The following is a 26,057-nucleotide window of genomic DNA, read 5'->3' on the forward strand; positions in this document are numbered from 1 at the left end:
ATGAACGAAGTAGTAGAAAAAACGAAAGATTTAAGCAAATATGGCTTAAAGAATGTCGATGCATTTTGGAATCTTAGTGCTGAGGACTTACAACAGATAACCCTAAAAAAGGGTATGGGAGAAGAAACTGAAAATGGTACGCTTTCCATTAAAACAGGGAAGTTTACCGGGCGTTCCCCAAAAGACCGTTTTTTGGTAAAAGACGATTACACTAAAGACAAAGTTTGGTGGGGACGGATAAATAAGCCAATCTCGCCAGAGAATTTTGATAAACTTCAAGCCGAAGTGGTGAATTATCTAAGCGGAAAAGAAGTTTATGTAAGAGATGCTGCAGTTTGTGCCGACCCAAGTTACCGAATGAATGTTAGGACGATTACTGAATACCCTTGGTCCAATTATTTCATCAAAAACATGTTCTTAAGGCTGAATGAAGACGAACTGAAGAATTTTGAAGAAGAGTGGTTGGTACTTTGTGCTCCAGGTTATGAAGCGCCAAATCCATCCGATTATGGTATCATCGCGGGTAATTTTTCTATTCTCAATTTTACCAAGAAAATCGCATTGGTTGGTGGTTCCGCGTATACTGGAGAGATGAAAAAAGGGATTTTTTCAGCCTTGAACCTGATACTGCCAGTTGAGAAAAATGTATTGCCCATGCATTGCTCCGCTAATGTGGGGGAAGATGGAGATACTGCAATTTTCTTTGGACTTTCCGGAACCGGAAAAACAACTTTGTCCGCTGACCCAGACCGTAAACTTATTGGTGATGACGAACATGGATGGACCAAGGAAAATACCATTTTCAATTTTGAAGGAGGATGTTACGCAAAGGTTATTGACTTAACTGAAGAAAAAGAACCGGACATTTATCGTGCAATCAGACCAGGGGCCTTGCTTGAAAATATAGTATTCAAGGAAGGAGCCAAGGAGGTTGATTACTTTGATAGTGCAATTACCCAGAATACAAGGGTGAGCTATCCGATTGATCATATAGACAACATTCAAGTGCCTTCCTATGCAGCTAACCCTAAGAATATCTTTTTCTTAACCTGTGATGCCTTTGGAGTACTGCCTCCAGTTTCCAAATTGACTCCTGGTCAAGCAGCATACCATTTTATTTCAGGGTACACTGCTAAAGTAGCCGGTACGGAAGCTGGAATTAATGAGCCAGTTCCTTCTTTCTCAGCATGTTTCGGGGAACCATTTATGCCTTTGCATCCAACGGCTTATGCCGAAATGTTGAGCAAAAAAATGACCGAAGCAGGAGTAAATGTTTGGTTGATCAATACCGGATGGAGTGGTGGCCCTTATGGCGTAGGGTCAAGAATAAAATTAAAATATACTAGAGCCATGATTTCTGCTATTCTACAAGGTAAATTGGAGGAAGTAGAACTGGAAGTGCACCCAATTTTCGGATTGCATATGCCAAAATATTGTCCGGGCGTGCCTACCGAAATATTAGATCCCATGAACACATGGCTACAAAAAGGGGCGTATGTGAGCAAAGCGATACAATTGGCGCACTCATTTCATATAAATTTTGATAAGTTTGCTAGTGAAGCTTCTGAAGATATACTTGGCGGGGGGCCTCTGATTGATTCCCACCATGGTTTGGACGAGCATTTTTAATCAAAACACAAGTGGACGATAGTATTACATTCGATATCTCTGTTTTAGGAGAACCCAAATATAAATCTCCCCTACAGTTAAGCACTGTTAGGGGAGATAGTATTTTTAATTTTATAGGGGAAACCGATAGAATGGTATTTGACCTTTCTATGGAGCATTATCAACAATGTGTTTCCAATCAAGATGAACCTTTATGTCTTGAAAAAGCAGGTCCTCGTCAGCAGGTTTTTTTCGAACCCTCCGAAACCACAGCAGCAATTGTTACCTGTGGAGGGCTTTGCCCTGGAATTAACAATGTCATTCGCGGAGTGGTGATGGCACTTCATTATTTCTATGGTATAAAACGAACTTTAGGAATACCCTATGGTTATGAAGGTTTAAACCCAGCTTTCGGACATGAATTGATAGAACTGAATCCTGATAAGGTAAAAGACATTCATCAATTTGGAGGGACTTTTTTGGGTTCATCTAGAGGTGGACAAAGTGTTTCGGTCATGGTAGATACCCTTGTTGAAAATAACATAGATATTTTATTTGCAATAGGTGGAGATGGAACCTTAAAAGGAGTGGATGCCATTGGTGAGGAAATCAAGAAAAGAAATGCAAAAATAAGCGTGGTTGGAATTCCAAAGACCATTGATAACGATATCGACCTAATTGATAAATCTTTTGGTTTTGAAACTGCTTTCGATGTGGCTAGTCCCATATTAAGAGATGCCCACAACGAAGCGGCGGGAGCTTTTAATGGTATTTCCATTGTAAAATTAATGGGAAGGGATAGTGGATTTATTGCCGCGTCAGCATCATTGGCAATGCCCGTAGTGAATTTTGTATTGGTGCCCGAAATGGATTTTGAACTGGAGGGCAAAAACGGGTTTTTAGAAGCACTTAGAAAACGATTGAAGCATAAAAAACATGCTGTTATAGTAGTGGCCGAAGGAGCAGGGCAGCATTTATTTCAACAAAAAGATGTAATCAAAGATGCTTCCGGTAATGTTAAACATGCAGATATCGGTCTTTACCTAAAAGAAAAAATAAAAGAATATTTTACAGATATCCCGGTCACCATAAAATACATCGACCCGAGCTATATTGTTCGAAGTGCTCCCGCGAATTCGAGCGATAGTGTATACTGCGGAAGATTGGCTTACCATGCCGTGCATGGTGCAATGGCTGGCAAAACAAGATTTGTAGTAAGTAAGGTCAATAACAAATTTGTATACATTCCTATCTCGGAGGTGACCAAAAAGCGAAAAAAGATTGATCTCGAAAGTGATTTCTGGTTCTCGGTACTGCAAAGTTCAGGTCAACCCTTCTCTCTAAAATAGCCGACTCCTTTTTCAAACTGTGACAAATGTCATTTTTTTCCTATGCCCAAGTAGGTAATTTGGTGTAAACATAAATGCAAATTGTCATGGTAGTAAATATTCAGTATCAGAAGATGAAAGCCAGTGAGTCGTTGAACCAACTTTTACTAAAAAAACTCAATAGAGTAGGAAGTAAATATAGTTGGTTGATCAAAGCCAATGTGCTTTTTAAAATTGAAAATGATAGAACAGGGGAGGATAAGGTTTGTGAAATTGAACTAAGTGCTCCCGGGCCACGTCTTTTTGCTAAGTCCAAAACAAACAATTTTGAGAAGGCCATGGCCGAAACCGTGGACGAACTCAAAAAACAATTGGAGAAAAGACAGAGTATGTTTATAGCGCATTGACTATAGGTTACCAGTGCCTAAAACGGATTTATTTAAAACGCTTTACAATGAAAACTAAATTGATTATCGTATGTGTATTGATTTTGTCCGGTTGCTCATCCACTAGACTGGTAAGCACATGGAAAAATCCAGATATTGTTTTGTTCGATGCCTATAAAGTGCTTGTGGTTGGAATGGCTCAAGATGAAAACGTGCGGGTCGAGTTTGAAACTCGATTAAAAGAAAGATTGAACAATAAAGGAATTGAAGCGATGCGAAGTGTTGACCTTTTTGATGTACAGTTTACTTCTTCCAAGAAATCGGAGGAAGAATTGTCGGCTGTGGAAGAACAACTTCTAGATAAAGGATTCGATGCTATTTTATTTACGAAAGTGGTCGGTACAGAGAATAAAAGAACTTTTCGTGAACGTATGCGAAATTTAAACAGTATGTACACTAATTTCAGCTACGATTACCTAGACCATCAAGACATTTATTACGATTCTGGATATTATGAAACCTTCAATATTTATCAGACAGAAACTTCTTTATACTGCATTTGCGTGGATAAAGAAAGGGAATTGATATGGAGAGGAAATATAGATGTCTCCGAACCTGTGAACATGGATAAGACCATTGATGCATACATCAAACTAATTGCAGAAAAAATGCAGGAGCAAGAAGTGCTTTTTTAGATATTTTGGTTACTTGAGTATCTAAATAACATTCAAAAAATTTAATAAGATACAAATTGGGATCGCTACTAAAATGAGCACAAGTACGAATACCATAAGTCGTAAAAAGCCAACAAGCATTTTGTCGCCAAAAGAAACCTCATCAGTCATAATAGTGTAATTTCCTTCAATGTACGGAATTATTCAATTATGAATTATAAATTCCTGACGGTTATTCGATTAAAGGACAATTTTTAAGTATGTCCTGTTATAATCACGCTAAAATCTCAGGGTTTATTGATTAATTTCTTTGCCAATTCCTCTAATGAAACTCCTTTTGTTTCCGGCATTTTAAAGATGGCCCATAGGAGTTGTAATACCATCATGCCGGCAAAAAAGTAATAGATATACCATACGGTGTCCTTCATATAACCTTCTTGCCCATCAAGAAAAATTGGGGTCACCAAAGTAATCAATGCGGCAAAGACCCAATGTGTGCTTGTGCCCCAAGATTGTCCATACGCCCTAACACGATTCGGAAATATCTCGGAAATGAACACCCATATTACAGCACCTTGCCCTATGGCATGCGATGCTACAAAAAGACATATGAATAAAAGAGTAAATGATGAGGCAAGTTGTTGCTGAAAACATATGCCCACCATTATTAAACTAAATATATACCCGATGGAGCCGATAATAATCAACTGACGACGACCTAATTTATCGAGCAGTCGCACTCCGATAATGGTGAAAATCAGGTTTACAATACCTATAGCAATCGAGTTGAAGAGGGATTCTTTTCCACCCAATCCAGCTTGTTCCAATATTTCTGGAGCATAATAAAGCACGAAGTTTATGCCTGATAACTGATTGAAAAATGCAATTAAAAACCCTAGCCAAAGAATATTGGAATATTTTTTTTGGAAAAGCCCGTCATTGCTTGAGGTTTCTTCAAGGTTGGATTGGATTTCTTGGATTTGTTTTTCAGCCTCTTCCTGGGAATAAATACTTTTAAACACTTCAAGTGCTGAATCGGTATCCTTTTTTTGTGATATCAACCATCTTGGGCTATTTGGAATCCTTAAAACCATGAGCGTATAGAGTAAAGCAGGAAGTGCTTCAATTCCAAGCATCCAGCGCCAGTCGTTTGCACCATCGACTCCCTTGAGCGCCCAATTGGAAATAAATGCAACTAAAATTCCGAAAACAAGCCAAAATTGATATAATCCACCCAACTTCCCACGATTACTGCTTGTGGTAATTTCTGAGATATAAATAGGAGCTGCCACTGAAGATACCCCAACGCCAACACCTCCTACGAAACGAAAGAAGGAAAACAAGTAGGGTTCAGGAGCAAAGGCACACCCTAAGGCCGAAACAAAAAAGAGCACCCCCACCCAAAACAAGGTTTTTTTTCTGCCCAATATTTTTGTTGGAATCCCACCAAGCAAGGCCCCAAGAACAGTGCCCCATAATGCCATGCTCATAATAAATGTACCATGGAATAATGGACTTGTGTTCCAAAGTTCCTTAATGGGTAAGTTGGCCCCACTAATAACTACGGTATCAAAACCAAATAAAAAACCCGCTAAAGCAGCGGTTAGTGAAATTCTAAAAATGCGATCTTTCATGATTGGGTTGGTTTGCTAATGCAGGTAAAAGTTAGAGAAAAGTTTTGAGACGATCGAAGATTATTGCAGTAGCTCCTTTGTTGATGTCTACATATGAAGAATTTATAGCTCCGGTTTTCCGTCTAAAATCGATATCGGTTATAAATTTATCCATCAGGTCATTAAACTCTGACTGAACGGTAACCACGTGAATCCCATTTTTATCTACCAAATCTTCTGCCTCCTTGAATCCATCGAACTTGGGGCCAATAATTATGGGAACACCGAAAGTTGCAGGTTCAAGTGTATTATGGAGGCCTGTTGCAAAGCCTCCTCCAACATAGGCAAGGTCGGCGTAGCTATAAATTTTGGTCAATAACCCAATGGTATCCACAATCAACACTTCAAAATCCGCTAAGCTCTTTTCTCCCAATTCGGAGAAGCATATGGATTTTTTATGAAGGTTATTCTTTAGATCGTTGATATGTCCTTCTTTGATATTGTGCGGGGCGATGGCAAATTTCACCTCATGATCAGTAGTGTTTATATATTCCACCAATAATTTCTCACCTTCTGGCCATGTGCTGCCTCCAACAAAACAAAATCGATTGTTTTTAAAATCATCCATAAAGTCTAACATGTTGTCCTGCTCCTTAATTTTTGAAACCCTATCGAAGCGAGTATCTCCACTAATGCTGACATTGTTGTGCCCAATGGAATTGAGAAGTTTTTTAGAGTTCTCATCTTGAACAAAAAAGTGAGCGAAAGCTTTAAGGCTATTTCGCATGAAACCACCATACCACTTGAAGAAAATCTGTCTATTGGAAAAAATCGCGGATACCAATAAGATTGAAATGTTTCTTTTCTTCAGCTCATGCAAATAATTTGGCCAGATTTCGTACTTCACAAAAATGGCCATTTCCGGATTTATGGAATCCAGAAATCTTTTTGCATTGGATTTGGTGTCCATGGGTAGGTAAACCACCATATTAGCATAAGGTGTATCTTTTTTGATCTCATACCCTGAAGGTGAAAAGAAAGTAAGCACTATTTTATAAGATGGATAATGGGTTCGGAGTTTTTCTAAAATTGGAATTCCCTGTTCATATTCCCCTAAAGAGGCAACATGCATCCAAATGACCTTCTTGCCATCTGTTGACTTTGAATTTAAAATCGCTTTTGTTCGCTTTCGACCCTGTATAAAAAGGTTGATTTTCGGATTGAATAGTGCAATAAGCTGCAATACCATCCAGGATATGTGAGACAAGATGTTGTAAAGTCCTCGCAATGGAATCATTTTCCGCTAAAATACATTCTTTCGGCAATAGACGATGGTAGCTTTATTTCTTAACTTTGTTAACTCATATATTTTCCGGATGAAAAAAATTCAAATGGTTGACCTTAAAGGTCAATTTGAGGGCATAAAAGATCAGGTAAATACTTCAATTGCCGAGGTCCTCGATTCAACAGCTTTTATTAATGGTCCGCACGTTCATGCCTTTCAAAAAGAATTGGAAGACTATTTGGGAGTTAAGCATGTAATTCCATGTGCAAATGGTACTGACGCCCTTCAAATTTGCATGATGGGACTTGGGTTGAAACCAGGAGATGAGGTGATTACAGCTGACTTTACATTTGCTGCTACCGTTGAGGTGATAGGATTGTTGAATCTGACCCCAGTTTTAGTGGATGTTGAGCCAGATACCTTTAATATTGACGTAGAAGCAATTGAAAGGGCAATTACACCAAAAACAAAAGCCATTGTTCCAGTGCATTTATTCGGGCAATGTGCGAATATGGATGCGATTATGGAACTTGCCGAAAAGCATAGCCTTTATGTAATTGAGGATAATGCACAGGCTATTGGGGCAACCCATACTTTTCAAAATGGAAAAAAACAAAAAGCGGGTACCATAGGGCATATGGCATCCACCTCTTTTTTCCCGTCAAAGAATTTAGGCTGTTATGGAGATGGAGGGGCAATTTTTACGAATGACGATGATTTGGCTCATATCATTCGAGGAATGGTAAACCATGGAATGTATAAAAGGTATCACCACGATGTAGTGGGCGTGAATTCTCGTTTAGACTCTATACAGGCTGCAGTTTTGAGAGCAAAGCTTCCTAATTTGGATAGCTATAACAAAAAACGAAGGGAAGCGGCCAGAAAGTACTCAAGAGCATTTGAAGGGCAACCCAATATTGTTCCTCCTAAAATGACAAATTGTGGTAATGAAATTTGTGAGTCTTGTGACTGTCACGTATTCCATCAGTATACACTTCGAATTTTGAACGAAAAAAGAGACAGTTTAGCGCAACATTTAAACGATAATGGCGTTCCTTGTGGTGTGTATTATCCAATTCCACTGCACCTGCAAAAGGCTTATGTAGATGATCGCTACAAAGAAGCAGACTTTCCAGTGACCAATCAATTGGTCAAGGAAGTGATTTCGCTTCCAATGCATACAGAGTTGGACGATGAACAAATAGAATTTATTACCAGCCTGGTCATAGACTTTGTAAATAGTTAACCATGAAAATACTAGTAACCGGAGGATTGGGATTTATAGGCTCCCATACCGTTGTTGAGCTTCAAAATGAAGGTTTTGAAGTTGTTGTTGTCGATAATCTATCAAATTCTTCGGAAGATGTTATTGATGGAATAGTAGCAATAACTGGAAAAAAACCCATTTTTGAGCAGTTTGATCTTCGTGAAAAATCCAAAGTTCAGGACTTCTTCTCTCGACATAATGATATTGAAGGAGTGATTCACTTTGCGGCTTCAAAAGCCGTCGGTGAGAGCGTGGCAGAACCCTTATTGTATTACGAAAATAATCTTGGGGTATTGGTGTATATGCTCCAAGAACTTACCAAGAAAACTAATGGCAAGTTTATATTTAGCTCCTCCTGTACGGTATATGGGCAGGCAGATGAACTGCCAATTACTGAGGACGCCCCTGTTAAACCTGCGGAATCTCCGTATGGCAATACGAAACAAGTAGGGGAGGAAATCATTAGGGATACCTGTAATGTGAATCCAAATTTGTCGGCAATTGCGTTGCGTTATTTCAATCCTGTAGGTGCGCATCCAACAGTTGAAATTGGGGAATTGCCAATTGGAGTGCCTCAGAACCTGGTACCCTTTATTACACAAACAGGTGTTGGGTTAAGAGAACAACTTTCTGTATTTGGAGATGATTATCCAACGGAAGATGGTACATGCATTCGCGATTATATCCACGTCGTCGATGTAGCCAAGGCACATGTGGTTGCATTACAACGCTTACTGAATCAAAAAAATGACTCCAATTATGAAGTCTTCAATTTGGGAACCGGAAAAGGAAGTTCCGTATTGGAAGTAATTCAGAGTTTTGAAAGGGCGTCAGGAGGTAAGTTAAATTATAAAATTGTCGATAGAAGACCTGGCGATGTGGTTCAAGCTTATGCCGATACACAGAAAGCAAATAATGTCTTGGGATGGAAAGCACATTCCACTTTGGATGATTCCATGAAATCTGCATGGGATTGGGAACAAAAAATCCGCAAATAGAAAACGAATCAAGGCCCATCTAAAAGATGGGTTTTTTTATTGTCTACAGCTTGGTATTGACTTCATGGTTATCACAAAATGTATGCTTACATTTAGAACTGTAAATAGCTAACTCGAATAATATGAATAACTGAATGCGAAGGAATTTTCTTTTCGCTACGGTAAACTGTAAAACTCAAACAGATGAAAAACTTTCTTTTAATTTCAATTTCATTATGCTGTTCCGTGATATTTGCTCAGGATACATATTTGCATTGTGGCAATATCGTAGATGTAAATTCTGGAAAAGTACTCGCTGAAAAAACCATTGTTGTTTCCGGAAAAACCATAAAATCCATTCAAAATGGATATCAAGTAGGAAAGACGGATGATATTATTGTAGACTTGAAGGACAAGACGGTACTCCCTGGTTTTATTGATATGCATGTGCATATTGAAGGAGAGTCAAGCCCAACTCGTTACCTAGATCGTTTCACTAAAAACGAAGCTGATGTGGCTTTTCAGTCCACAGTGTATGCAAAACGAACGTTAATGGCCGGCTTTACTACGGTAAGGGATTTAGGCGGAAGCGGTGTGAATATCGCACTTAGAAAAGCCATTGCCAGAGGGAGTATAGTAGGTCCGAGAATTTTTACCGCAGGGAAAGCCATAGGTACAACTGGTGGACATGCCGACCCAACCAATGGAATGAAAAAGTCCTTTATGGGTGATCCGGGACCAAAAGAAGGAGTGGTTAATTCTCCAGAAGATGCTCGAAAAGCAGTTCGACAGCGCTATAAAGATGGGGCTGATGTTATTAAAATAACAGCTACTGGTGGAGTTTTGAGTGTAGCCAAAAGCGGACAGAATCCTCAATTTACAGTCGAAGAAATCGAAGCTATTGTTGAAACAGCAAAAGATTACGGAATGCTAACAGCTGCTCATGCACATGGTGATGAAGGTATGCAAAGAGCTATTAAAGCAGGTATAAAAACAATAGAACATGGTACATTGATGAAAGAGCCAACCATGGATTTAATGGTAAAGCACAACACTTATCTTGTGCCAACTATCTCTGCAGGCAAAGCAGCCGCCCAAATGGCAGAAATCCCAGGCTTTTTACCTCCTGTTGTAGCAAAGAAGGCTAAGGAAATAGGTCCGGTAAGTGAGAAAACCTTCAAAAAGGCCTATGAAAAAGGAGTGCCTATTGCTTTTGGTACTGATGCTGGTGTATCACCCCATGGTGATAACGGAAAAGAATTTACCTATATGCATGAAGCGGGTATGCCAGTGATTGATGCGTTGCGTTCCGCTACAATAACCAACGCAGAACTCTTAGGTATGAAAAATGAATTAGGGCAATTAAAAACAGGTTTTATCGCGGATATTGTTGCTGTTGATGAAAACCCGATGAGTAATGTTAAGACCTTGGAAAGTGTAAATTTTGTTATGAAAGAAGGAAAAATTTATAAGTCAGAGTAAGTCTTATTCCAGAAATTGGACGTAGGTAAAAAGATGGAAGCCAATTTCAATTCAAGCCTTGAAATACTGCAGTCAGCACAACAAAGAGCGTTGTATGATAAACTGCTGCAACAAACTGCCAAAGATTTTGTGCTGGCCAATGTCGATGTAAAAATTCCTGAAGATTTAGAACCCAAACAACTTAGGGATATTGTTCGTGAGAAAATATATTTCCTGTTGTTGGAGAAGTTTTCAGAATATTTGAATCTGCTGTACGTGGTTGACATTCCCGAGAGCGAAATTAAAAAACTAAATACGTTGGATGCTGCAGACGCCTCAGTGGAAGTTTGTTTTTTAATCTTAAAAAGAGAGTGGCAAAAGGTTTGGTTTAAACATAAATATAACTCCTAGGTCGATTTTGTCAAATATGGCCAAGTTTGTTGACCTAACTATAGTATTTGTTGTATTTTTGGTTAAATTTTTGGATAGGTTTTAGCTAAAAACTGTCAATGGATAAATATTCATTTTTAAATGCTGCGCATACATCATTTTTTGCGGAGTTATACGATAAATACCTTACTAGTCCCGATAGCCTTGAGCCCAGTTGGAGGGCTTTTTTTCAAGGATTCGATTTTGGTCTTGAAAGCTCATTGGATGAACTTGATATAGCTGGGGCGAATGGAACTTTGGCTTTGTCCAATGGCCAAAAGGTGGAAATTCCACAATCCCTTCAGAAGGAGTTTCAGGTTATAAAACTGATAGATAGTTATCGAACCCGAGGACATTTGTTTACCCAAACAAACCCAGTTCGTGAACGGAGAAAGTATGAGCCTTCATTGGCTTTATCCAATTTTGGACTTTCCGATGCAGACTTAGATACGGTATTTGATGCGGGAAAAGTAATTGGAAAAGGACCAAGTTCCCTAAAAGAAATAATCGCTCACTTAGAACGAATTTATTGCGATGCCATCGGTGTGGAGTACATGTACATTCGTACACCGGAGCGTATACAGTGGATTCAGGATTGGTTGAATGTGAATGACAACCATCCAAACTTTACGTCCGAAGAAAAAAAGAATATCCTTAGAAAGCTTAACGAAGCAGTTTCTTTCGAAGGTTTCTTGCATACGAAATACGTAGGTCAAAAACGCTTTTCACTTGAAGGTGGAGAATCTTTGATTCCTGCCTTGGATGTAATTATTGAAAAAGCTGCGGATGCTGGTGTCAAACAATTTGTAATGGGAATGGCACACCGTGGACGCTTGAATGTGCTTACCAATATCTTTGGAAAATCTCCTAAAGATATTTTCAGTGAGTTCGATGGAAAAGATTATGAAGAGACGATTTTTGACGGTGATGTAAAGTATCACTTGGGCTGGACATCCAGAAGAGAAACTGATTCAGGGAAAGTGGTCAATATGAACATTGCACCTAATCCCTCGCATTTGGAGACCGTAAATGGTATTGTTGAAGGCATTGCCAGAGCAAAACAAGACCGTCACCACCAAGAAAATGTTTCCGAAGTACTTCCTATTTTGGTGCATGGAGATGCGGCCTTTGCCGGACAGGGAATTGTGTACGAAATTATTCAAATGGCTCGTTTGGATGGTTACCATACGGGTGGTACCATTCATATAGTAGTAAATAATCAAATAGGATTTACCACCAATTATTTGGATGCCCGATCATCTACCTACTGCACCGATGTAGGCAAGGTAACCTTATCTCCCGTACTCCACGTAAATGCAGATGATGCTGAGGCTGTTGTGCATGCGGCAACATTTGCTTTGGAATATCGAATGCGGTACAGAAGAGATGTCTTTTTGGATTTATTGGGATATCGAAAGTACGGTCATAATGAGGGTGATGAACCAAAATTCACCCAACCGTTACTATACAAATCCATATCTAAACATAAGAATCCTAGAGATATTTATGCAGAAAGATTGATTGCAGAGGGTGTAATCGATAAGGATTATGTCAAAGGCCTTGAAGCAGAGTATAAGAAAAACCTTGAGGAGAATCTATTGGATTCACGTAAAGTAGAAAAGACGGTAATCACCCCATTTATGCAAGATGAATGGGAAGGATTTGGACAGGTTGTTGAAGATGCCATGTTAGGTGAAATTAAAACGGCCTATCCACAAAAAAAGCTAGATGCCATTGCCAAGAGTATTACCGCCCTTCCTGAAGGGAAGAAATTCTTGCGGAAGTTGGAGCGTTTAGTTGGTGCTAGGAATAAAATGTATTTTGAAGATAACCAACTCGATTGGGCCATGGGAGAATTGTTGGCCTATGGTTCTCTGATTGAAGAAGGTTATGATGTTCGAATGACGGGACAAGATGTGGAACGAGGAACATTCTCACACCGACATGCTGTGATCAAAACAGAAATGCATGAAGAGGAAGTAACCCTGCTTAATGAATTGGGTGCCAATCAAAATGGGAAATTCCATATCTATAATTCATTGCTTTCTGAATATGCAGTGATGGGCTTTGATTATGGTTATGCCATGGCAAGTCCAAAAACGTTGACGATATGGGAAGCGCAATTTGGAGATTTCAGTAATGGCGCTCAAATTGTAATAGATCAATACCTATCCTCTGCAGAGGACAAGTGGAAATTACAAAATGGATTGGTGCTCTTACTTCCGCATGGATATGAAGGACAGGGAGCTGAACATTCCTCAGCACGTATGGAACGGTACCTTCAATTATGTGCAAAAGATAATATGTATGTCGCTGATGTGACCACTCCGGCTAACATGTTCCATTTGTTGCGCAGACAAATGAAGGCAGGGTTTAGAAAACCATTGGTGGTTTTCACACCGAAGAGTTTGCTGAGACACCCAAAAGTGTTATCAACAAAAGAAGAAATGGCCAAGGGAAGTTTCCAAATGGTTATTGATGATGCAGAGGCTACAGCAAACAAGGTAAAAACCCTGGTTTTCTGTACTGGTAAGTTCTATTATGATTTGTTGGACAAAAAAGAAAAACTGAAGCGAGATGATGTTGCCTTGGTTCGATTGGAACAATTGTTTCCATTACCTGCCAAAGAAATACGAAGCATCATCAAGAAATATAAAAATGCCGATGATATTGTCTGGGCGCAAGAAGAACCCAGAAACATGGGGGCTTGGGGTCATTTGTTAATGCATTTGGACGAAGCAAAACAGTTTAGGGTAGCATCCAGAAGGTTTTATGGTGCACCGGCAGCTGGTAGCGCAGTTCGCTCGCAAAGAAGGCATGCCCAAGTTTTAGAATATGTCTTTGATAAGAGCAAGGACAACATGGTAAGAAGATAAATTACAAAAGTGTAAAACTAGAATACAATGGTTTTAGAAATGAAAGTCCCTTCACCAGGGGAATCGATTACTGAGGTGGAAATTGCAGAATGGTTGGTGCAAGATGGGGATTACGTAGAGAAAGACCAGGCAATTGCCGAGGTAGATTCGGATAAGGCAACTTTAGAGCTTCCTGCGGAGGAAAGTGGAATTATTACGCTGAAAGCAGAAGAAGGCGATGCTGTTGCCGTTGGTGAGGTTGTTTGTTTGATCGACACTAGTGCGGTCAAACCCGAAGGAGGTGCCGCACCTGCAGTAGAGGCTAAAGAAACTAAAGAAGAGCCTGTTAAGGCTGAAACTCCTAAGCCAGTAGAAACTAAAAAGGAAACATACGCTTCAGGAACACCATCTCCTGCTGCCAAAAAGATTTTAGATGAAAAGGGAATCGATGCTGATTCTGTATCTGGATCCGGCAGAGATGGGCGCATTACCAAAGAAGATGCGGTAAAAGCAGTTCCGTCCATGGGTACTCCCACCGGAGGGAAAAGAGGAGAATCCCGTTCCAAACTTTCTATGCTTAGAAGAAAAGTGGCGGAGCGATTGGTTGCTGCCAAGAACGAAACTGCGATGTTGACCACTTTCAACGAAGTGGACATGTCTCCAATTTTCGCTTTGCGTAAACAATACAAAGAAACTTTCAAAGAAAAGCATGGTGTAAGTCTAGGTTTTATGTCCTTTTTCACCAAAGCGGTTGTTAGAGCGTTGGAAATGTATCCTGCAGTAAATTCAATGATTGACGGGAAGGAAATGTTATCCTATGATTTCTGTGATATCAGCATAGCTGTTTCCGGCCCTAAAGGATTGATGGTTCCGGTTATTAGGAATGCGGAAAATCTTACTTTTAGAGGGGTTGAAGCCGAAGTAAAACGTTTAGCGATTCGTGCTAGGGAAGGTGAGATTACCGTTGATGAAATGACTGGAGGTACCTTTACCATTACCAACGGAGGTGTATTTGGCTCCATGTTGTCCACTCCGATTATAAATCCACCGCAAAGTGCGATTTTAGGTATGCATAATATTGTAGAGCGTCCTATTGCCAAAGATGGTCAAGTAGTGATTGCACCTATTATGTACGTAGCACTTTCTTACGATCATAGAATTATCGATGGAAAAGAATCCGTAGGATTTTTGGTTGCTGTAAAAGAAGCCCTTGAAAGTCCAGAAGAATTATTGATGGATGGCAATGTGAAAAAAGCATTGGAGCTTTAAAAACCAAACTTCTTGAATTATAATGGCCTTTACTTTTTTAAGTAAAGGCTTTTTTTCTCGTAGTCAATAACAGCTTTTCCTTTTTTGAACACATCCGCTCCGATAATACCATCCACAGGAAGTGAATTATGGGAGGTCAGAGCTTGATTTACATGGACCAAATCAAAAAGCACAATTTTTTGCTTCTTCTTTTTCCAGGCTCCAATCTGGATTTTGTTTTTGGAAGAGACCAAGGTTTCCATTTCTGTTGCTCCGGCCCCAGCGGCCTTGATTTCCGAAACCTCCGAAATCATTTTAAAAAAGTCAATTTTGTCCATTCCAACACAGGTATTGGAAGCACCGGTGTCTAGTATAAATCGCCCAGAAATTCCATTGATCTTTGCAGTTAGCTCGAAATGATTGGTTTCTGTAAGTACCAAAGGAATGCTAATGTAACTTTTGGAGGATAAATACTTTTTGAGGGATTTCATCAACTATTTTTCCTAAAGATAAACCTATTTTTGTGTTGACATGGAGTTTGAAATGAGGAAACAAATATTACTGTTTACAGCAATTATATTTCTAGAAGGTTGTGGGACATCCAAACTTTCGGAAAAGGAAGTGATCGGGTTGGCAGAAAAATATGTGTTCGAAAATGGCTATACTGACCAAGAAATCCGAATGGATTCAGATATGATACAGTTAGACATTACCGAAAGAATAGTAAGCAAAGAAACGGCAATTGAGTTAAGGAAAAACACATTAGAGCCTAAAGCGACCTTCTATTCAAAAGGTTTGCGAAGATGGACGGTTGGGTTTAGGACCACTAGGGATTCAACGCGATTTAGGATTTTAAGGGTTTATAGGAATGGAAAGAAAATCCTAATGGAACATCAGGATATGAAACCACGATATGATTTATAAATTCATTGGCTATTTTATATGATAATTACAGATACACATACCCATTTGTACAGTGAGGCCTTTGACGAAGACCGCGACGCGGTGATCCAAAAAGCATTGGATTCAGGGGTGCAACGTTTCTTTATTCCGGCGATTGATTCCACCTATACAGATGCCATGTTGGATCTGGAATCAAAATATCCGGAGAATGTATTCCTAATGATGGGATTGCATCCAACGCACGTAAAGGAAAACTACAAAGAAGAATTGTCTCATGTGGACCAGTTGTTTTCGGAAAGAAATTTTTACGCAGTCGGTGAAATTGGTATCGATCTTTATTGGGACAAAACATTTTTAAGACAACAGCAGGATGCTTTTGTATATCAGATTCAATTGGCGAAGAAGCATAAGCTTCCCATTGTTATCCATAGCCGCGACTCTTTTAATGAGATTTTTGAGATTTTGGAGCAGGAAAAAGGTGATGATCTCCACGGAATCTTTCATTGTTTCACTGGAACGCAGGAGCAGGCTCATCAAGCAATAGGTTACAATATGAAATTGGGAATTGGTGGAGTTGCTACATTCAAGAATGGCAAAATCGACCAATTTCTAAATGAAATAGATTTAAAACATATTGTACTTGAGACCGACTCTCCCTATCTGGCACCGGTTCCATTTCGGGGCAAACGAAACGAGAGTTCCTATATCGTAAAGGTATTGGAAAAGCTATCCTCGATTTATGGACTGTCAATTGAAGAAATAGCGGCAATAACCACAGAGAATTCCAAACAAGTTTTTGGTATATAGATATGAAAGAAAAGACCAACATATTACTCATCTATACCGGTGGAACCATTGGTATGGTAAAGGATTACGAAACCGGGGCGTTAAAAGCTTTCAATTTCAAGGAGTTGATATCAAACTTGCCCGAATTGAACCAACTTGATTGCAAACTAAAAGGAATCTCTTTTGAAGAGCCTATTGATTCTTCAAACATGAATCCAAAGTATTGGGTCACTATTGCCACTATCATTGAGGAAAATTACGATAATTGTGATGGGTTTGTGGTGCTTCATGGTAGTGATACCATGAGCTATTCAGCTTCGGCGTTGAGTTTCATGTTGGAAAATCTGGATAAACCCGTGATCTTTACCGGATCACAATTGCCGATTGGTGATTTGAGAACTGACGCGAAAGAAAACCTGATTACCTCCATTCAAATCGCCGCCCTGCAAGAAAAGGGTAAACCCGTTGTACAAGAAGTTGGATTGTATTTTGAATATAAGCTCTACCGGGCAAACAGGACTACAAAAATCAATGCGGAACATTTTGAAGCGTTTGCATCTCTAAACCATCCACCATTGGTGGAGTCTGGAGTACATTTGAATGTGCACCATTCCAATCTTTTTAAAAGATCAGATCAAAACAAACAGTTGAAGGTCCATAAAATTATGGATGACAATATAACTGTGCTAAAACTATTTCCTGGATTGAATAAAGCCGTATTAAGATCAATTTTGGGAATACCTGGTCTAAAAGCGTTGATTCTTGAAACCTATGGTGCGGGTAATGCCCCAACGGACCAATGGTTTTTGGCGGAATTAAAAAAGGCCGCTTCAGAAGGGTTACATATTATTAATGTTACCCAGTGTTCAGGTGGTGGTGTTGCCATGGGTCATTATGAAACAAGCGAGAAGTTAAGAGAGATGCAATTGGTTAACGGAAAGGACATTACGACCGAGGCGGCTATAACAAAAGCTATGTACTTATTGGGCAGTAAAATTTCTGATGATCTCTTCAAGACAATTTTTGAGACCTCACTTCGTGGCGAAATGCACTAAAATTAACTGCTGAAATTTTATTAACTAATTATTTTTTTGTTTATTGCTCGGCCTAACTATAACAATAGAGAGGTGGCCGAGTGGTCGAAGGCGCACGCCTGGAAAGTGTGTATACACCAAAAGTGTATCGAGGGTTCGAATCCCTTCCTCTCTGCTAGGTATTTTAATTTTTCAATTATAAAATTTTTATATCTTTAACATTATTAACTAACTAAATTTAAGTTTGAAAGAAATGAAAAAAATATCCTTTACTCTGGCTGCTGCCGGAATGTTTGTTTTGGGAACTACAAATGCATCAGCGGCTATACTACAAGACGAAGCTGCGGCTGAAGCCAGCAAAGGTTTCACTCAAGTATTAAAAGAACAGTTCATTCAAGGTGGACCAGCCTTCATGGGAATTGTACTATTATGTTTAATCTTGGGATTGGCAGTTGCAATTGAAAGAATTATTTATTTGAATCTTGCTAGCACAAATTCAGCTAAGCTTAAGCAACAAGTAGAAGATGCATTGGCATCTGGTGGTGTTGAAGCGGCCAAAGAAGTGTGCAGAAACACAAAAGGACCTGTTGCATCTATTTTCTACCAAGGATTGGATAGAGCAGGTGAAGGATTGGAATCAGCTGAGAAAGCTGTTGTTGCCTATGGAGGTGTACAAATGGGACAGTTAGAAAAGAATGTATCTTGGTTGTCTCTATTTATCGCTATTGCCCCGATGCTTGGGTTCATGGGTACAGTAATCGGTATGATCGCGGCCTTCCAGAAAATTGCTGCAGTAGGTAACTTGAGTGCCTCTTTGATTGCAGGTGATATCCAGGTGGCATTATTGACAACTGTATTTGGTTTGATTACAGCGATTATCCTTCAGATTTTTTACAACTATATCATTGCAAAAATCGATAGCATCGTAAATGACATGGAAGACTCCTCCATATCCTTAATAGATATGTTGGCTGCTCACAAGAAATAATTGCGAAACTAAAAACTATCGAGAATCATGAATAAAATAATTAAAATAGTACTTATTGTCATCGGACTGGTAGCTACTGCCTTGTGGTTTGGTATGCCATCGAGTGATGATCCAGATGCGATAAACAGTGGTTCTATGAACTTTATGTTCATTATCATGTATCTTCTGTTGGCTATTGCCGTTGTCGCAACAGTATTTTTTGGACTTAAAAAATTGCTTTCCACTCCGGGTAGTCTTAAAAAGGCTTTATTCGCTATAGGTGGTTTGGCAATCGTAGTTGCTATTTCTTACGGACTTTCTTCTGGAGATGAGGCAAAAGCTGTAGCCGACGCAATGGCTGATAAAGGAGCAACTGAAAGCACAGTGAAGAATATAGGGATGGGATTGAATGTTTTCTTTATCCTAACAGCTGCCGCAGTTGCACTTATGGTATTGCCAGGTTTGAAAAAAATGTTTGTTAAGTAAAAAACTAAAGTTATGCCAAGAAGAAAAGGAGCACCAGAAGTTAATGCTGGTTCCATGGCAGACATAGCTTTCCTACTACTTATCTTTTTCTTGGTTACTACAACCATTGAAACTGATGCAGGACTGGATCGTATGTTGCCTCCTATGGAGCCGCCAGAGGAAGATGTGGTAATTAAGCAAAAGAACATTTTTACGGTAAACATCAATAAAAATGGACAATTGTTGGTGGAGGATGAGTTGATGCAGCTTACTGGTTTAAGAGATGCAGCTATTGCATTTCTTGAAAACGGAGCTGATGGTACTTGTAATTACTGTAAGGGCAGAAAAGATCCTGCCTCGTCAGATAACCCTACTAAGGCTATTATCTCTTTAAAGAATGACCGCGAAACCAAGTACAGTACTTATATTACAGTGCAGAATGAATTGGTTGGAGCTTACAATGATTTGAGAGATAGAGAATCACAACGAATCTTTGGTCGTGATTTTACGGATATGGAAGCAGAATATTTGAATCCGGAAACCGCATCAAGTGTTAGGGATGACCTTAAAGACAAAGTAAAGCGAATTCAAGATATGTTTCCTCAGAAGTTATCGGAAGCAGAAACAACAAGTAACTAAAGTAAATAACGTATGGCAAAGTTTGCAAAAAAGAAGGATGGCGATTTGCCTGCGGTTTCAACCGCATCGTTGCCAGATATCGTATTCATGTTACTGTTCTTTTTCATGACGGTAACTACTATGAAAGATAGTTCTTTGTTGGTTGAGAATACGCTTCCAAACGCAACTGAAATTAAGAAGTTGGAGAAAAAGGACCGTGTAATCTATATTTATGTAGGTAAGCCTACACAAGAATATGCAAAAGTTTTTGGTACTGAACCAAAGATTCAATTGAATGATAAGTTTGCAAGTGTAGATGAGGTCGGTTCTTATATTTTGGCAGAGCGTGCTAAAAAACCACAGGAAATACAAAATGTTTTAACTACTGCTTTAAAGGTAGATAAAGAAGCCAATATGGGTCTTATCGCCGATATCAAACAACAATTGAGAGAGGTAAATGCTCTAAAGGTCAACTATACGACCTATGATGGAGATGCTTTCAACAATTTGCAGTAGACAATTACTTAGATTTAGTGAAAAACGCTCCAAGTATACTTGGAGCGTTTTTTTATGCCATAAAATGTAGGCCTGTTTGGAATAATTGTTGTGATATATAAGTATCCCATTTGGGATAAAATCGAATCATTAATCCAACAAAACAATGTATTATGGCTAGAAATAATGAGATTCCAGAAGTGAATGCTGGATCAATGGCTGATATTGCCTTTCTACTGTTGATTTTCTTTCTGGTAACCACCACCATCCAGACCGATGTCGGCATTGACCGAAAATTACCACCGAAGGATACAACCCCTCCCATTAAGATACCCGAAAAAAATATTTTTAGGGTAAGCCTTAACAAAAACGACAAACTCCTCATAGAAGGAGATATTTTGTCCATTGAAGAATTAAGAACAAGAACCATTAATTTCTTGGACAATGGTGGAAGCGCTCCAGGCGATGCTAAGTATTGTGATTATTGCAAGGGTGAACACAATGCAAAATCCTCGGATAGCCCACAGGAGGCGATAATTGCCTTTAATAGTGACCGAGCAGCAAGCTATGGGATGTATGTAAGAGTGCAAAACGAGCTTACTGCTGCATATACAGAACTTAGAAACCGTGAAGCCAAAAGACTATTTAATATGGGTTTTGAGGATATGGAAAGGAGATATTTTGATGCTAAAACATCGGCAAAAGTGAAGGAAAAACTGAAAGCAGAAATAACCCAGATACGAAACATGTATCCGATGAAGTTATCCGAAGCAGAAACCAAATTTAACTTGTAAACGTATTCGTAATGAAAATTTCAAAGAAAACTACAAATAGACTCCCCGCAGTTTCGACGGCATCCTTACCTGATATTGTATTCATGCTATTGTTCTTTTTTATGACAGTAACAACAATCAATGACAATACATTGTTAGTAGACAATGATCTTCCTACAGCCGATCAGGTTAAGGAATTAACCAAAAAAGATAGGATAATAGAAATTTTTATCGGTAAGCCTGCCCCTCATCTTATGGGTGTTTTAGGAACTGAACCTAAAATACAGCTGGACGACAGATTGGCCCAGATTAATGAAGTAGGTCCGTATGTCCTTTCTGAATTGGATAAAAAACCGGATGCAATCAGAAATTTAGTGACGGTATCATTAAAAGTGGACAAAAATGTCAATGTTGGGATTGTTTCGGATATCAAACGGGAACTCAGGAAAGTGAATTTACTTAAGGTAAACTACACTACATATGAGGGTGTCACAAAAGGAATTTCACAATAACTCTGCAGGGTAGGTAAAAAAACAATCCAAATGTGTAATTTGGATTGTTTTTAGTATCAACGTATTTCCGCATGAAGCATTATTGCGTTTTAACCATTGTCCTGTTCTTTTATTTAGGTCATTCCCAAGATAATGCCGCCCAAAAACAGTACGGGGCTAAATATCTGGAAGATCAATTTTACATTGGTCTTGGTTTCAATCTGTTATTGGACAAACCAACCGATGTGGCGCAAACTAGCTTGTCCTATAATCTGCAAACAGGGTTTATAAAGGATATCCCCCTTAATGTTCAACGCAATTTTGGAATTGGGTTAGGAGTTGGTTATGCCACTAATTCATACTACAGTAACATAGTCGCGGTACAAGAAAACAACACCATTACATATCAGGTTGGAGGGGTGGATGGTTTCAGGAGGAGTAAGTTTGAAACACATGCCGTTGAAGTGCCTTTTGAGTTTCGATGGCGGACTTCCAATGCAAGCGATTATAAATTTTGGCGAATATACACCGGAGCAAAACTGGGTTATGTCTTCTCAGGAAAATCCAGATTGGTGACCGATGATGATAAAACAAGCTTTACGAATGATAATATAGAAAAACTACAGTATGGATTAACACTTAGCTTTGGATATAATACTTGGAATATACACGCCTACTACAGTTTAAATCCACTCCTGAAAGATGGAATCATGGTCAATGGAGGAGAGGTTATTGACCTGCGTGTACTTCGAATAGGGGTTATTTTCTATATTTTATAGCCAATATTTAAAGGTTAGCAATTGCGAACAAAACCCAATCAAAAACCCAATCAAAAGCTCCGCTCTGCTATGAGCTTTCAAAAATAATCTTGATGTGGCTACCAAGCCGGTAAGTAGGGTGAAAACGCTAATGGCTAAGGTAATGTTGATTTCAAAATGAATGCTCAATCCAATCATGAACATGAGTAAGCTGCCCATTCCTAAAAGGTGCATACTCGTTTTAAACTTCAAAAATAAAAGTATCAACGCCGCTCCGGTAGCAGTCAAAAGACCTGTGAAATAGTAGAACAATTCGTGCACGTAATTGTTGGGGATTACTTTATATAAAATCATCAGTAATAGAACACAACTGATATATAAAGGATACTTTCTTTCCTTAATTGTGGGTAAAAATATAGAATTGATTACTCCAAGGTTCTTGAGAATTAAGAAAAATATAATTGGAATAATTACGGTAAGAATGAAGATGGGCAAAACATTGCCACTTTGAATTTCCAATGAACTGGCCTTTGGGGTAACCAAAAAGTAAAATACAGTTCCGCCAATGGGAATGAACAAAGGGTGGAAAATATAGGAGGTAATATTGAGGAAGTGACGCATCAGATTTGCTTTCGGAGCCTGGCAACCGGTATTCCAAGTTGCTCCCTATACTTTGCTACGGTTCGTCGTGCAATTGGATATCCACGTTCCTTCAATATTTTAGCAAGCTTATCATCAGTAAGCGGTTTTTTCTTTTCTTCCTCGCCGATTACGGTTTCCAGTATTTTTTTGATTTCCTTGGTGGAAACATCTTCTCCTTGCTCATTTTTCATCGATTCTGAGAAGTATTCCTTAATGAGTTTTGTACCATAAGGAGTATCCACATATTTGCTATTGGCTACCCTGGATACCGTCGAGACATCCATTTGAATTTGGTCAGCAATATCTTTTAAAATCATCGGCCTCAACATCCGCTCATCACCACTTAAAAAGTAATCTTTTTGGTAATTCATGATGGCATTCATGGTGATGAATAATGTCTGCTGTCGTTGTTTGATAGCATCTATGAACCATTTAGCAGCATCCAACTTCTGCTTTATGAACAAAACAGTATCCTTTTGCGACTTTGATTTCTCCTTGGAGTTCTTGTAACCTTGTAACATATTGTTGTATTCCTTGGAGACATGGAGTTCAGGGGCGTTCCGTCCGTTTAGTGTGAGCTCCAGTTCACCTTCTACAATTTTGATAGAGAAATCAGGGACAATATGCTCTATGATTCGAGTATTACCAGCATAGGAACCCCCAGGCTTGGGATTCAATCGTTCAATTTCAGAAATAGCATCCTTTAGGTCCTCTTCCCCGATATGGTGCTTCTGTAATAACTTGGAGTAGTGCTTTTTGGTAAATTGATCAAAGGACTTCTCCAATATTGAAATGGCCAATTCGATAGAAGGTGTTTTTTCTTTTCGTTTGAGTTGAAGTATAAGACATTCATCCAACGAACGTGCGGCAACCCCAGGTGGATCTAATTCCTGAACTGTGTTGAGAACGCTTTTAATTTTAGCTTCCTCTGCGTAAATATTCTGGGTGAAAGCCAAATCATCCATAATATCGCTCAAAGGTCTTCTGATGTACCCGCTTTCATCCACACTGCCTACTAAAAACTCCGCAATAGCCCATTCCTCATCATCCAAATAGACGGTATTGAGTTGGTTGATTAGGTATTGGTTAAAAGAAATTCCGGCTGCATAAGGAATGCTTTTTTCGTCATCATCCGGGCTATAATTGCTCGTCTGTGTGCGATAATCAGGAATCTCATCATCGCTTAGATAATCATCGATGTTGATTTCTTCAGCAGAAATACTCTCACTATCTGCAGAATCATCATAGCTGTCCTCGTACCCGTCTTCCAAGGTGTCATTTTCCGCCTTTCCACTTTCTAGGGCAGGATTTTCCTCCAACTCTTGTTTAAGTCGCTGTTCAAAAGCCTGGGTGGGCAATTGAATAAGTTTCATCAACTGAATCTGCTGTGGAGACAGTTTTTGGGAAAGCTTAAACTGTAAGTGTTGTTTTAGCATGAGGATTATTTACAATCTTCCTTCTTATAAATTTAAGGATTCAATTTAAAACTCTGCATTCTGTGGAAATCTTGGATAGGGTATTACATCTCTAATATTGCCCATTCCTGTTGCAAATTGAACCATTCGCTCGAAGCCAAGTCCAAATCCACTATGCACGGCTGTACCAAAACGTCTTAGATCTAAATACCACCAAAGTTCTTTTTCATCTATGTTGAGCTCCTTAATTTTTTGCTGCAGTACATCGAGACGTTCTTCACGTTGAGATCCGCCAACGATTTCCCCAATACCTGGAAATAAAACGTCCATAGCTCTAACAGTTTTTCCATCTTCGTTTAATCGCATATAAAATGCCTTGATGTTCGCTGGATAATCAAAGAGAATTACAGGGCATTTAAAATGTTTTTCGACTAAGTAGCGTTCGTGCTCACTTTGCAGGTCAGCTCCCCATTCGTCAATTGGAAATTGAAACTTTTTCTTCTTATTCGGTTTACTGTTCTTTAAAATTTCAACGGCCTCAGTATAGGTAACCCTTTTAAAGTTATTATCAACAATAAATTTCAATTTCTCTATAAGAGGCATTTCTGAACGCTCGTTCTGAGGCTTGGTCTTTTCTTCATCCAACAGTCGTTTCTCCAAAAACTGAAGGTCATCTTCACAATTATCCAAAACGTACTGAAGAATTGATTTGATGAAATCCTCCGCTAAATCCATATTAGCATCCAAATCATTGAATGCCACCTCGGGTTCTATCATCCAAAATTCGGCTAAATGCCTTGAAGTATTGGAGTTCTCTGCCCTAAAGGTAGGGCCGAATGTGTACACTTTACCCAAGCCCATGGCATAGGTTTCAGCTTCAAGTTGACCAGAAACCGTTAGGTTTGACTCCTTTCCAAAGAAATCTTTGGTGTAATCGACCTCTCCATTGTCCGTTAAGTCTGGATTTTTTGGGTCCAATGTGGTTACCCTAAACATTTCTCCTGCTCCCTCTGCATCGGAGCCTGTAATGATAGGTGGATGCATGTAGTAAAACCCATTCTTCTGAAAATAACTGTGGATAGCGAAAGACAAAACTGATCTTACCCTCATTATGGCACCAAAGGTATTTGTCCTAACTCGCAAATGAGCCTGTTCTCTTAAAAACTCCAAAGAATGTCTTTTGGGGGATAGGATAGTCAATTTAACCTCTTCCGGATCGGCGGTACCATGAACAAAAATGTCCGAAGCCTGTATTTCGACAGTCTGACCTCTTCCTTGGCTTTCTACCAAAGTACCTGCTACTTTAATAGCAGCGCCTGTTGAAACTTGCCTTAACAAATCCTCATCGAAATTTTCAAAGTCAACAACACATTGCAAATTGTGAATGGTGGAACCATCATTTAATGCTATAAAGCGGTTGCTTCGGAAAGTTTTTACCCATCCGTTTACTTCTACATTTTCTCCTACAGGTTGCTTTTTCAGCAATTCTTTTATGGAATAAGAGTTCATTTCGACTTATCGTAAAATTAAGCGGTAAAGATAGCTTTTTGAGTAAAAATGCAGGCAATACCACAGGTAT

The 26,057-nt window shown here is 39.1% G+C and carries 26 protein-coding genes and 1 tRNA gene; 21 read left to right on the forward strand and 6 right to left on the reverse strand.

Annotation, left to right across the window (positions count from 1 at the left end; genetic code table 11):
• The 4 genes from pckA (at position 1) to ACOKFG_RS05995 (ending at position 4,017) form a co-directional block, all read left to right on the forward strand.
• Positions 1-1,629, forward strand: coding sequence for a phosphoenolpyruvate carboxykinase (ATP) (gene pckA, locus ACOKFG_RS05980; RefSeq protein WP_298793998.1), 1,629 nt, complete (start codon positions 1-3; stop codon positions 1,627-1,629).
• 11 nt (positions 1,630-1,640) lie between these two features.
• Positions 1,641-2,957 carry an ATP-dependent 6-phosphofructokinase gene (locus ACOKFG_RS05985; RefSeq protein WP_298793999.1) on the forward strand — a complete coding sequence of 439 codons (1,317 nt, stop codon included), beginning with the start codon at positions 1,641-1,643 and terminating at the stop codon, positions 2,955-2,957.
• An 86-nt stretch (positions 2,958-3,043) separates the two neighbouring features.
• Complete coding sequence (locus tag ACOKFG_RS05990) at positions 3,044-3,343, forward strand: HPF/RaiA family ribosome-associated protein (protein WP_299174988.1); 300 nt, start codon at positions 3,044-3,046, stop codon at positions 3,341-3,343.
• Positions 3,344-3,390: 47 nt separating this feature from the next.
• On the forward strand, positions 3,391-4,017 hold the full coding sequence (locus ACOKFG_RS05995; protein ID WP_298794001.1) for a hypothetical protein: 627 nt from the start codon (positions 3,391-3,393) through the stop codon (positions 4,015-4,017).
• A 266-nt stretch (positions 4,018-4,283) separates the two neighbouring features.
• Here ACOKFG_RS05995 and ACOKFG_RS06000 read toward each other — a convergent pair whose 3' ends face one another.
• Both ACOKFG_RS06000 and ACOKFG_RS06005 read right to left on the reverse strand, forming a co-directional pair.
• The gene (locus ACOKFG_RS06000) at positions 4,284-5,630 is read right to left on the reverse strand and encodes a sugar porter family MFS transporter (protein ID WP_298794002.1); all 1,347 of its coding nucleotides are present in this window, start codon (positions 5,628-5,630) and stop codon (positions 4,284-4,286) included.
• 31 nt (positions 5,631-5,661) lie between these two features.
• Entirely contained in the window at positions 5,662-6,906 is a 1,245-nt protein-coding gene (locus ACOKFG_RS06005) for a 3-deoxy-D-manno-octulosonic acid transferase (protein WP_422862031.1), read from the reverse strand.
• 79 nt (positions 6,907-6,985) lie between these two features.
• Here ACOKFG_RS06005 and ACOKFG_RS06010 point away from each other — a divergent pair, with 79 nt between their 5' ends.
• The 6 genes from ACOKFG_RS06010 (at position 6,986) to odhB (ending at position 15,152) form a co-directional block, all read left to right on the forward strand.
• On the forward strand, positions 6,986-8,140 hold the full coding sequence (locus ACOKFG_RS06010; protein WP_298794003.1) for a DegT/DnrJ/EryC1/StrS family aminotransferase: 1,155 nt from the start codon (positions 6,986-6,988) through the stop codon (positions 8,138-8,140).
• 2 nt (positions 8,141-8,142) lie between these two features.
• On the forward strand, positions 8,143-9,159 hold the full coding sequence (galE, locus tag ACOKFG_RS06015; RefSeq protein ID WP_298794004.1) for a UDP-glucose 4-epimerase GalE: 1,017 nt from the start codon (positions 8,143-8,145) through the stop codon (positions 9,157-9,159).
• Positions 9,160-9,342: 183 nt separating this feature from the next.
• Complete coding sequence (locus tag ACOKFG_RS06020; RefSeq protein ID WP_298794005.1) at positions 9,343-10,620, forward strand: amidohydrolase family protein; 1,278 nt, start codon at positions 9,343-9,345, stop codon at positions 10,618-10,620.
• A 33-nt stretch (positions 10,621-10,653) separates the two neighbouring features.
• Positions 10,654-11,010: a hypothetical protein gene (locus tag ACOKFG_RS06025; RefSeq protein WP_422862032.1), complete on the forward strand. Its 357-nt coding sequence runs from the start codon at positions 10,654-10,656 to the stop codon at positions 11,008-11,010.
• A gap of 98 nt (positions 11,011-11,108) precedes the next feature.
• A complete protein-coding gene (locus ACOKFG_RS06030; RefSeq protein ID WP_422862033.1) occupies positions 11,109-13,904 on the forward strand; it encodes a 2-oxoglutarate dehydrogenase E1 component in 2,796 nt (931 codons plus the stop codon).
• 27 nt (positions 13,905-13,931) lie between these two features.
• Positions 13,932-15,152 carry a 2-oxoglutarate dehydrogenase complex dihydrolipoyllysine-residue succinyltransferase gene (odhB, locus tag ACOKFG_RS06035; protein WP_422862034.1) on the forward strand — a complete coding sequence of 407 codons (1,221 nt, stop codon included), beginning with the start codon at positions 13,932-13,934 and terminating at the stop codon, positions 15,150-15,152.
• Positions 15,153-15,181: 29 nt separating this feature from the next.
• Here the strand turns inward: odhB and ACOKFG_RS06040 are convergent, their stop codons facing one another.
• Positions 15,182-15,622 carry a retropepsin-like aspartic protease gene (locus ACOKFG_RS06040; protein WP_298794009.1) on the reverse strand — a complete coding sequence of 147 codons (441 nt, stop codon included), beginning with the start codon at positions 15,620-15,622 and terminating at the stop codon, positions 15,182-15,184.
• Positions 15,623-15,674: 52 nt separating this feature from the next.
• Here ACOKFG_RS06040 and ACOKFG_RS06045 point away from each other — a divergent pair, with 52 nt between their 5' ends.
• The 11 genes from ACOKFG_RS06045 to ACOKFG_RS06095 all read left to right on the forward strand — a co-directional run bounded on the left by ACOKFG_RS06045 (position 15,675) and on the right by ACOKFG_RS06095 (position 22,442).
• Positions 15,675-16,055, forward strand: coding sequence for a hypothetical protein (locus ACOKFG_RS06045; protein WP_298794010.1), 381 nt, complete (start codon positions 15,675-15,677; stop codon positions 16,053-16,055).
• Between the two features lie 18 nt (positions 16,056-16,073).
• Positions 16,074-16,841, forward strand: a complete 768-nt coding sequence (locus ACOKFG_RS06050; RefSeq protein WP_298794011.1) for a TatD family hydrolase — start codon at positions 16,074-16,076, stop codon at positions 16,839-16,841.
• Positions 16,842-16,843: 2 nt separating this feature from the next.
• Positions 16,844-17,875: an asparaginase gene (locus ACOKFG_RS06055; protein WP_298794012.1), complete on the forward strand. Its 1,032-nt coding sequence runs from the start codon at positions 16,844-16,846 to the stop codon at positions 17,873-17,875.
• Between the two features lie 66 nt (positions 17,876-17,941).
• Positions 17,942-18,029 (forward strand) — tRNA-Ser (locus tag ACOKFG_RS06060).
• Between the two features lie 78 nt (positions 18,030-18,107).
• On the forward strand, positions 18,108-18,842 hold the full coding sequence (locus tag ACOKFG_RS06065) for a MotA/TolQ/ExbB proton channel family protein (protein ID WP_190811073.1): 735 nt from the start codon (positions 18,108-18,110) through the stop codon (positions 18,840-18,842).
• Between the two features lie 27 nt (positions 18,843-18,869).
• A complete protein-coding gene (locus tag ACOKFG_RS06070) occupies positions 18,870-19,307 on the forward strand; it encodes a hypothetical protein (RefSeq protein ID WP_298794013.1) in 438 nt (145 codons plus the stop codon).
• A 12-nt stretch (positions 19,308-19,319) separates the two neighbouring features.
• Positions 19,320-19,925 (forward strand): ExbD/TolR family protein, encoded by a 606-nt coding sequence (locus tag ACOKFG_RS06075; protein WP_298794014.1) that lies wholly within the window; start codon positions 19,320-19,322, stop codon positions 19,923-19,925.
• Positions 19,926-19,937: 12 nt separating this feature from the next.
• A complete protein-coding gene (locus tag ACOKFG_RS06080; RefSeq protein ID WP_298794015.1) occupies positions 19,938-20,420 on the forward strand; it encodes an ExbD/TolR family protein in 483 nt (160 codons plus the stop codon).
• 152 nt (positions 20,421-20,572) lie between these two features.
• On the forward strand, positions 20,573-21,193 hold the full coding sequence (locus ACOKFG_RS06085; RefSeq protein WP_299487938.1) for an ExbD/TolR family protein: 621 nt from the start codon (positions 20,573-20,575) through the stop codon (positions 21,191-21,193).
• Between the two features lie 11 nt (positions 21,194-21,204).
• The gene (locus tag ACOKFG_RS06090; RefSeq protein WP_422862035.1) at positions 21,205-21,684 is read left to right on the forward strand and encodes an ExbD/TolR family protein; all 480 of its coding nucleotides are present in this window, start codon (positions 21,205-21,207) and stop codon (positions 21,682-21,684) included.
• A gap of 71 nt (positions 21,685-21,755) precedes the next feature.
• On the forward strand, positions 21,756-22,442 hold the full coding sequence (locus ACOKFG_RS06095) for a porin family protein (protein WP_422862036.1): 687 nt from the start codon (positions 21,756-21,758) through the stop codon (positions 22,440-22,442).
• On the opposite strand, the gene ACOKFG_RS06100 is transcribed toward ACOKFG_RS06095, so the two are convergent.
• From ACOKFG_RS06100 to asnS, 3 genes are read right to left on the reverse strand one after another with little or no spacing between them, the layout of a single operon-like run.
• Positions 22,437-23,042 (reverse strand): hypothetical protein, encoded by a 606-nt coding sequence (locus ACOKFG_RS06100; RefSeq protein ID WP_422862037.1) that lies wholly within the window; start codon positions 23,040-23,042, stop codon positions 22,437-22,439. The genes ACOKFG_RS06095 and ACOKFG_RS06100 overlap by 6 nt on opposite strands.
• Positions 23,042-24,499: an RNA polymerase factor sigma-54 gene (gene rpoN / locus ACOKFG_RS06105; RefSeq protein WP_298794020.1), complete on the reverse strand. Its 1,458-nt coding sequence runs from the start codon at positions 24,497-24,499 to the stop codon at positions 23,042-23,044. The genes ACOKFG_RS06100 and rpoN overlap by 1 nt, the downstream gene beginning before the upstream one ends.
• A gap of 45 nt (positions 24,500-24,544) precedes the next feature.
• Positions 24,545-25,987 (reverse strand): asparagine--tRNA ligase, encoded by a 1,443-nt coding sequence (gene asnS, locus ACOKFG_RS06110; protein ID WP_299175016.1) that lies wholly within the window; start codon positions 25,985-25,987, stop codon positions 24,545-24,547.
• Positions 25,988-26,057: the final 70 nt, after the last annotated feature.

The sequence above is a fragment of the Flagellimonas rhodophyticola genome (assembly GCF_049332665.1).
Classification (GTDB): domain Bacteria; phylum Bacteroidota; class Bacteroidia; order Flavobacteriales; family Flavobacteriaceae; genus Flagellimonas.

Bases quoted from the DNA above. Each gene is read 5' to 3' on its own strand.
- pckA (WP_298793998.1), top strand. From the start codon at position 1: ATGAACGAAGTAGTAGAAAAAACGAAAGATTTAAGCAAATATGGCTTA.
- ACOKFG_RS05990 (WP_299174988.1), top strand. From the start codon at position 3,044: ATGGTAGTAAATATTCAGTATCAGAAGATGAAAGCCAGTGAGTCGTTG.
- ACOKFG_RS05995 (WP_298794001.1), top strand. From the start codon at position 3,391: ATGAAAACTAAATTGATTATCGTATGTGTATTGATTTTGTCCGGTTGC.
- ACOKFG_RS06000 (WP_298794002.1), bottom strand. From the start codon at position 5,630: ATGAAAGATCGCATTTTTAGAATTTCACTAACCGCTGCTTTAGCGGGT.
- ACOKFG_RS06005 (WP_422862031.1), bottom strand. From the start codon at position 6,906: ATGATTCCATTGCGAGGACTTTACAACATCTTGTCTCACATATCCTGG.
- ACOKFG_RS06010 (WP_298794003.1), top strand. From the start codon at position 6,986: ATGAAAAAAATTCAAATGGTTGACCTTAAAGGTCAATTTGAGGGCATA.
- galE (WP_298794004.1), top strand. From the start codon at position 8,143: ATGAAAATACTAGTAACCGGAGGATTGGGATTTATAGGCTCCCATACC.
- ACOKFG_RS06020 (WP_298794005.1), top strand. From the start codon at position 9,343: ATGAAAAACTTTCTTTTAATTTCAATTTCATTATGCTGTTCCGTGATA.
- ACOKFG_RS06025 (WP_422862032.1), top strand. From the start codon at position 10,654: ATGGAAGCCAATTTCAATTCAAGCCTTGAAATACTGCAGTCAGCACAA.
- ACOKFG_RS06030 (WP_422862033.1), top strand. From the start codon at position 11,109: ATGGATAAATATTCATTTTTAAATGCTGCGCATACATCATTTTTTGCG.
- odhB (WP_422862034.1), top strand. From the start codon at position 13,932: ATGGTTTTAGAAATGAAAGTCCCTTCACCAGGGGAATCGATTACTGAG.
- ACOKFG_RS06040 (WP_298794009.1), bottom strand. From the start codon at position 15,622: ATGAAATCCCTCAAAAAGTATTTATCCTCCAAAAGTTACATTAGCATT.
- ACOKFG_RS06045 (WP_298794010.1), top strand. From the start codon at position 15,675: ATGAGGAAACAAATATTACTGTTTACAGCAATTATATTTCTAGAAGGT.
- ACOKFG_RS06050 (WP_298794011.1), top strand. From the start codon at position 16,074: ATGATAATTACAGATACACATACCCATTTGTACAGTGAGGCCTTTGAC.
- ACOKFG_RS06055 (WP_298794012.1), top strand. From the start codon at position 16,844: ATGAAAGAAAAGACCAACATATTACTCATCTATACCGGTGGAACCATT.
- ACOKFG_RS06065 (WP_190811073.1), top strand. From the start codon at position 18,108: ATGAAAAAAATATCCTTTACTCTGGCTGCTGCCGGAATGTTTGTTTTG.
- ACOKFG_RS06070 (WP_298794013.1), top strand. From the start codon at position 18,870: ATGAATAAAATAATTAAAATAGTACTTATTGTCATCGGACTGGTAGCT.
- ACOKFG_RS06075 (WP_298794014.1), top strand. From the start codon at position 19,320: ATGCCAAGAAGAAAAGGAGCACCAGAAGTTAATGCTGGTTCCATGGCA.
- ACOKFG_RS06080 (WP_298794015.1), top strand. From the start codon at position 19,938: ATGGCAAAGTTTGCAAAAAAGAAGGATGGCGATTTGCCTGCGGTTTCA.
- ACOKFG_RS06085 (WP_299487938.1), top strand. From the start codon at position 20,573: ATGGCTAGAAATAATGAGATTCCAGAAGTGAATGCTGGATCAATGGCT.
- ACOKFG_RS06090 (WP_422862035.1), top strand. From the start codon at position 21,205: ATGAAAATTTCAAAGAAAACTACAAATAGACTCCCCGCAGTTTCGACG.
- ACOKFG_RS06095 (WP_422862036.1), top strand. From the start codon at position 21,756: ATGAAGCATTATTGCGTTTTAACCATTGTCCTGTTCTTTTATTTAGGT.
- ACOKFG_RS06100 (WP_422862037.1), bottom strand. From the start codon at position 23,042: ATGCGTCACTTCCTCAATATTACCTCCTATATTTTCCACCCTTTGTTC.
- rpoN (WP_298794020.1), bottom strand. From the start codon at position 24,499: ATGCTAAAACAACACTTACAGTTTAAGCTTTCCCAAAAACTGTCTCCA.
- asnS (WP_299175016.1), bottom strand. From the start codon at position 25,987: ATGAACTCTTATTCCATAAAAGAATTGCTGAAAAAGCAACCTGTAGGA.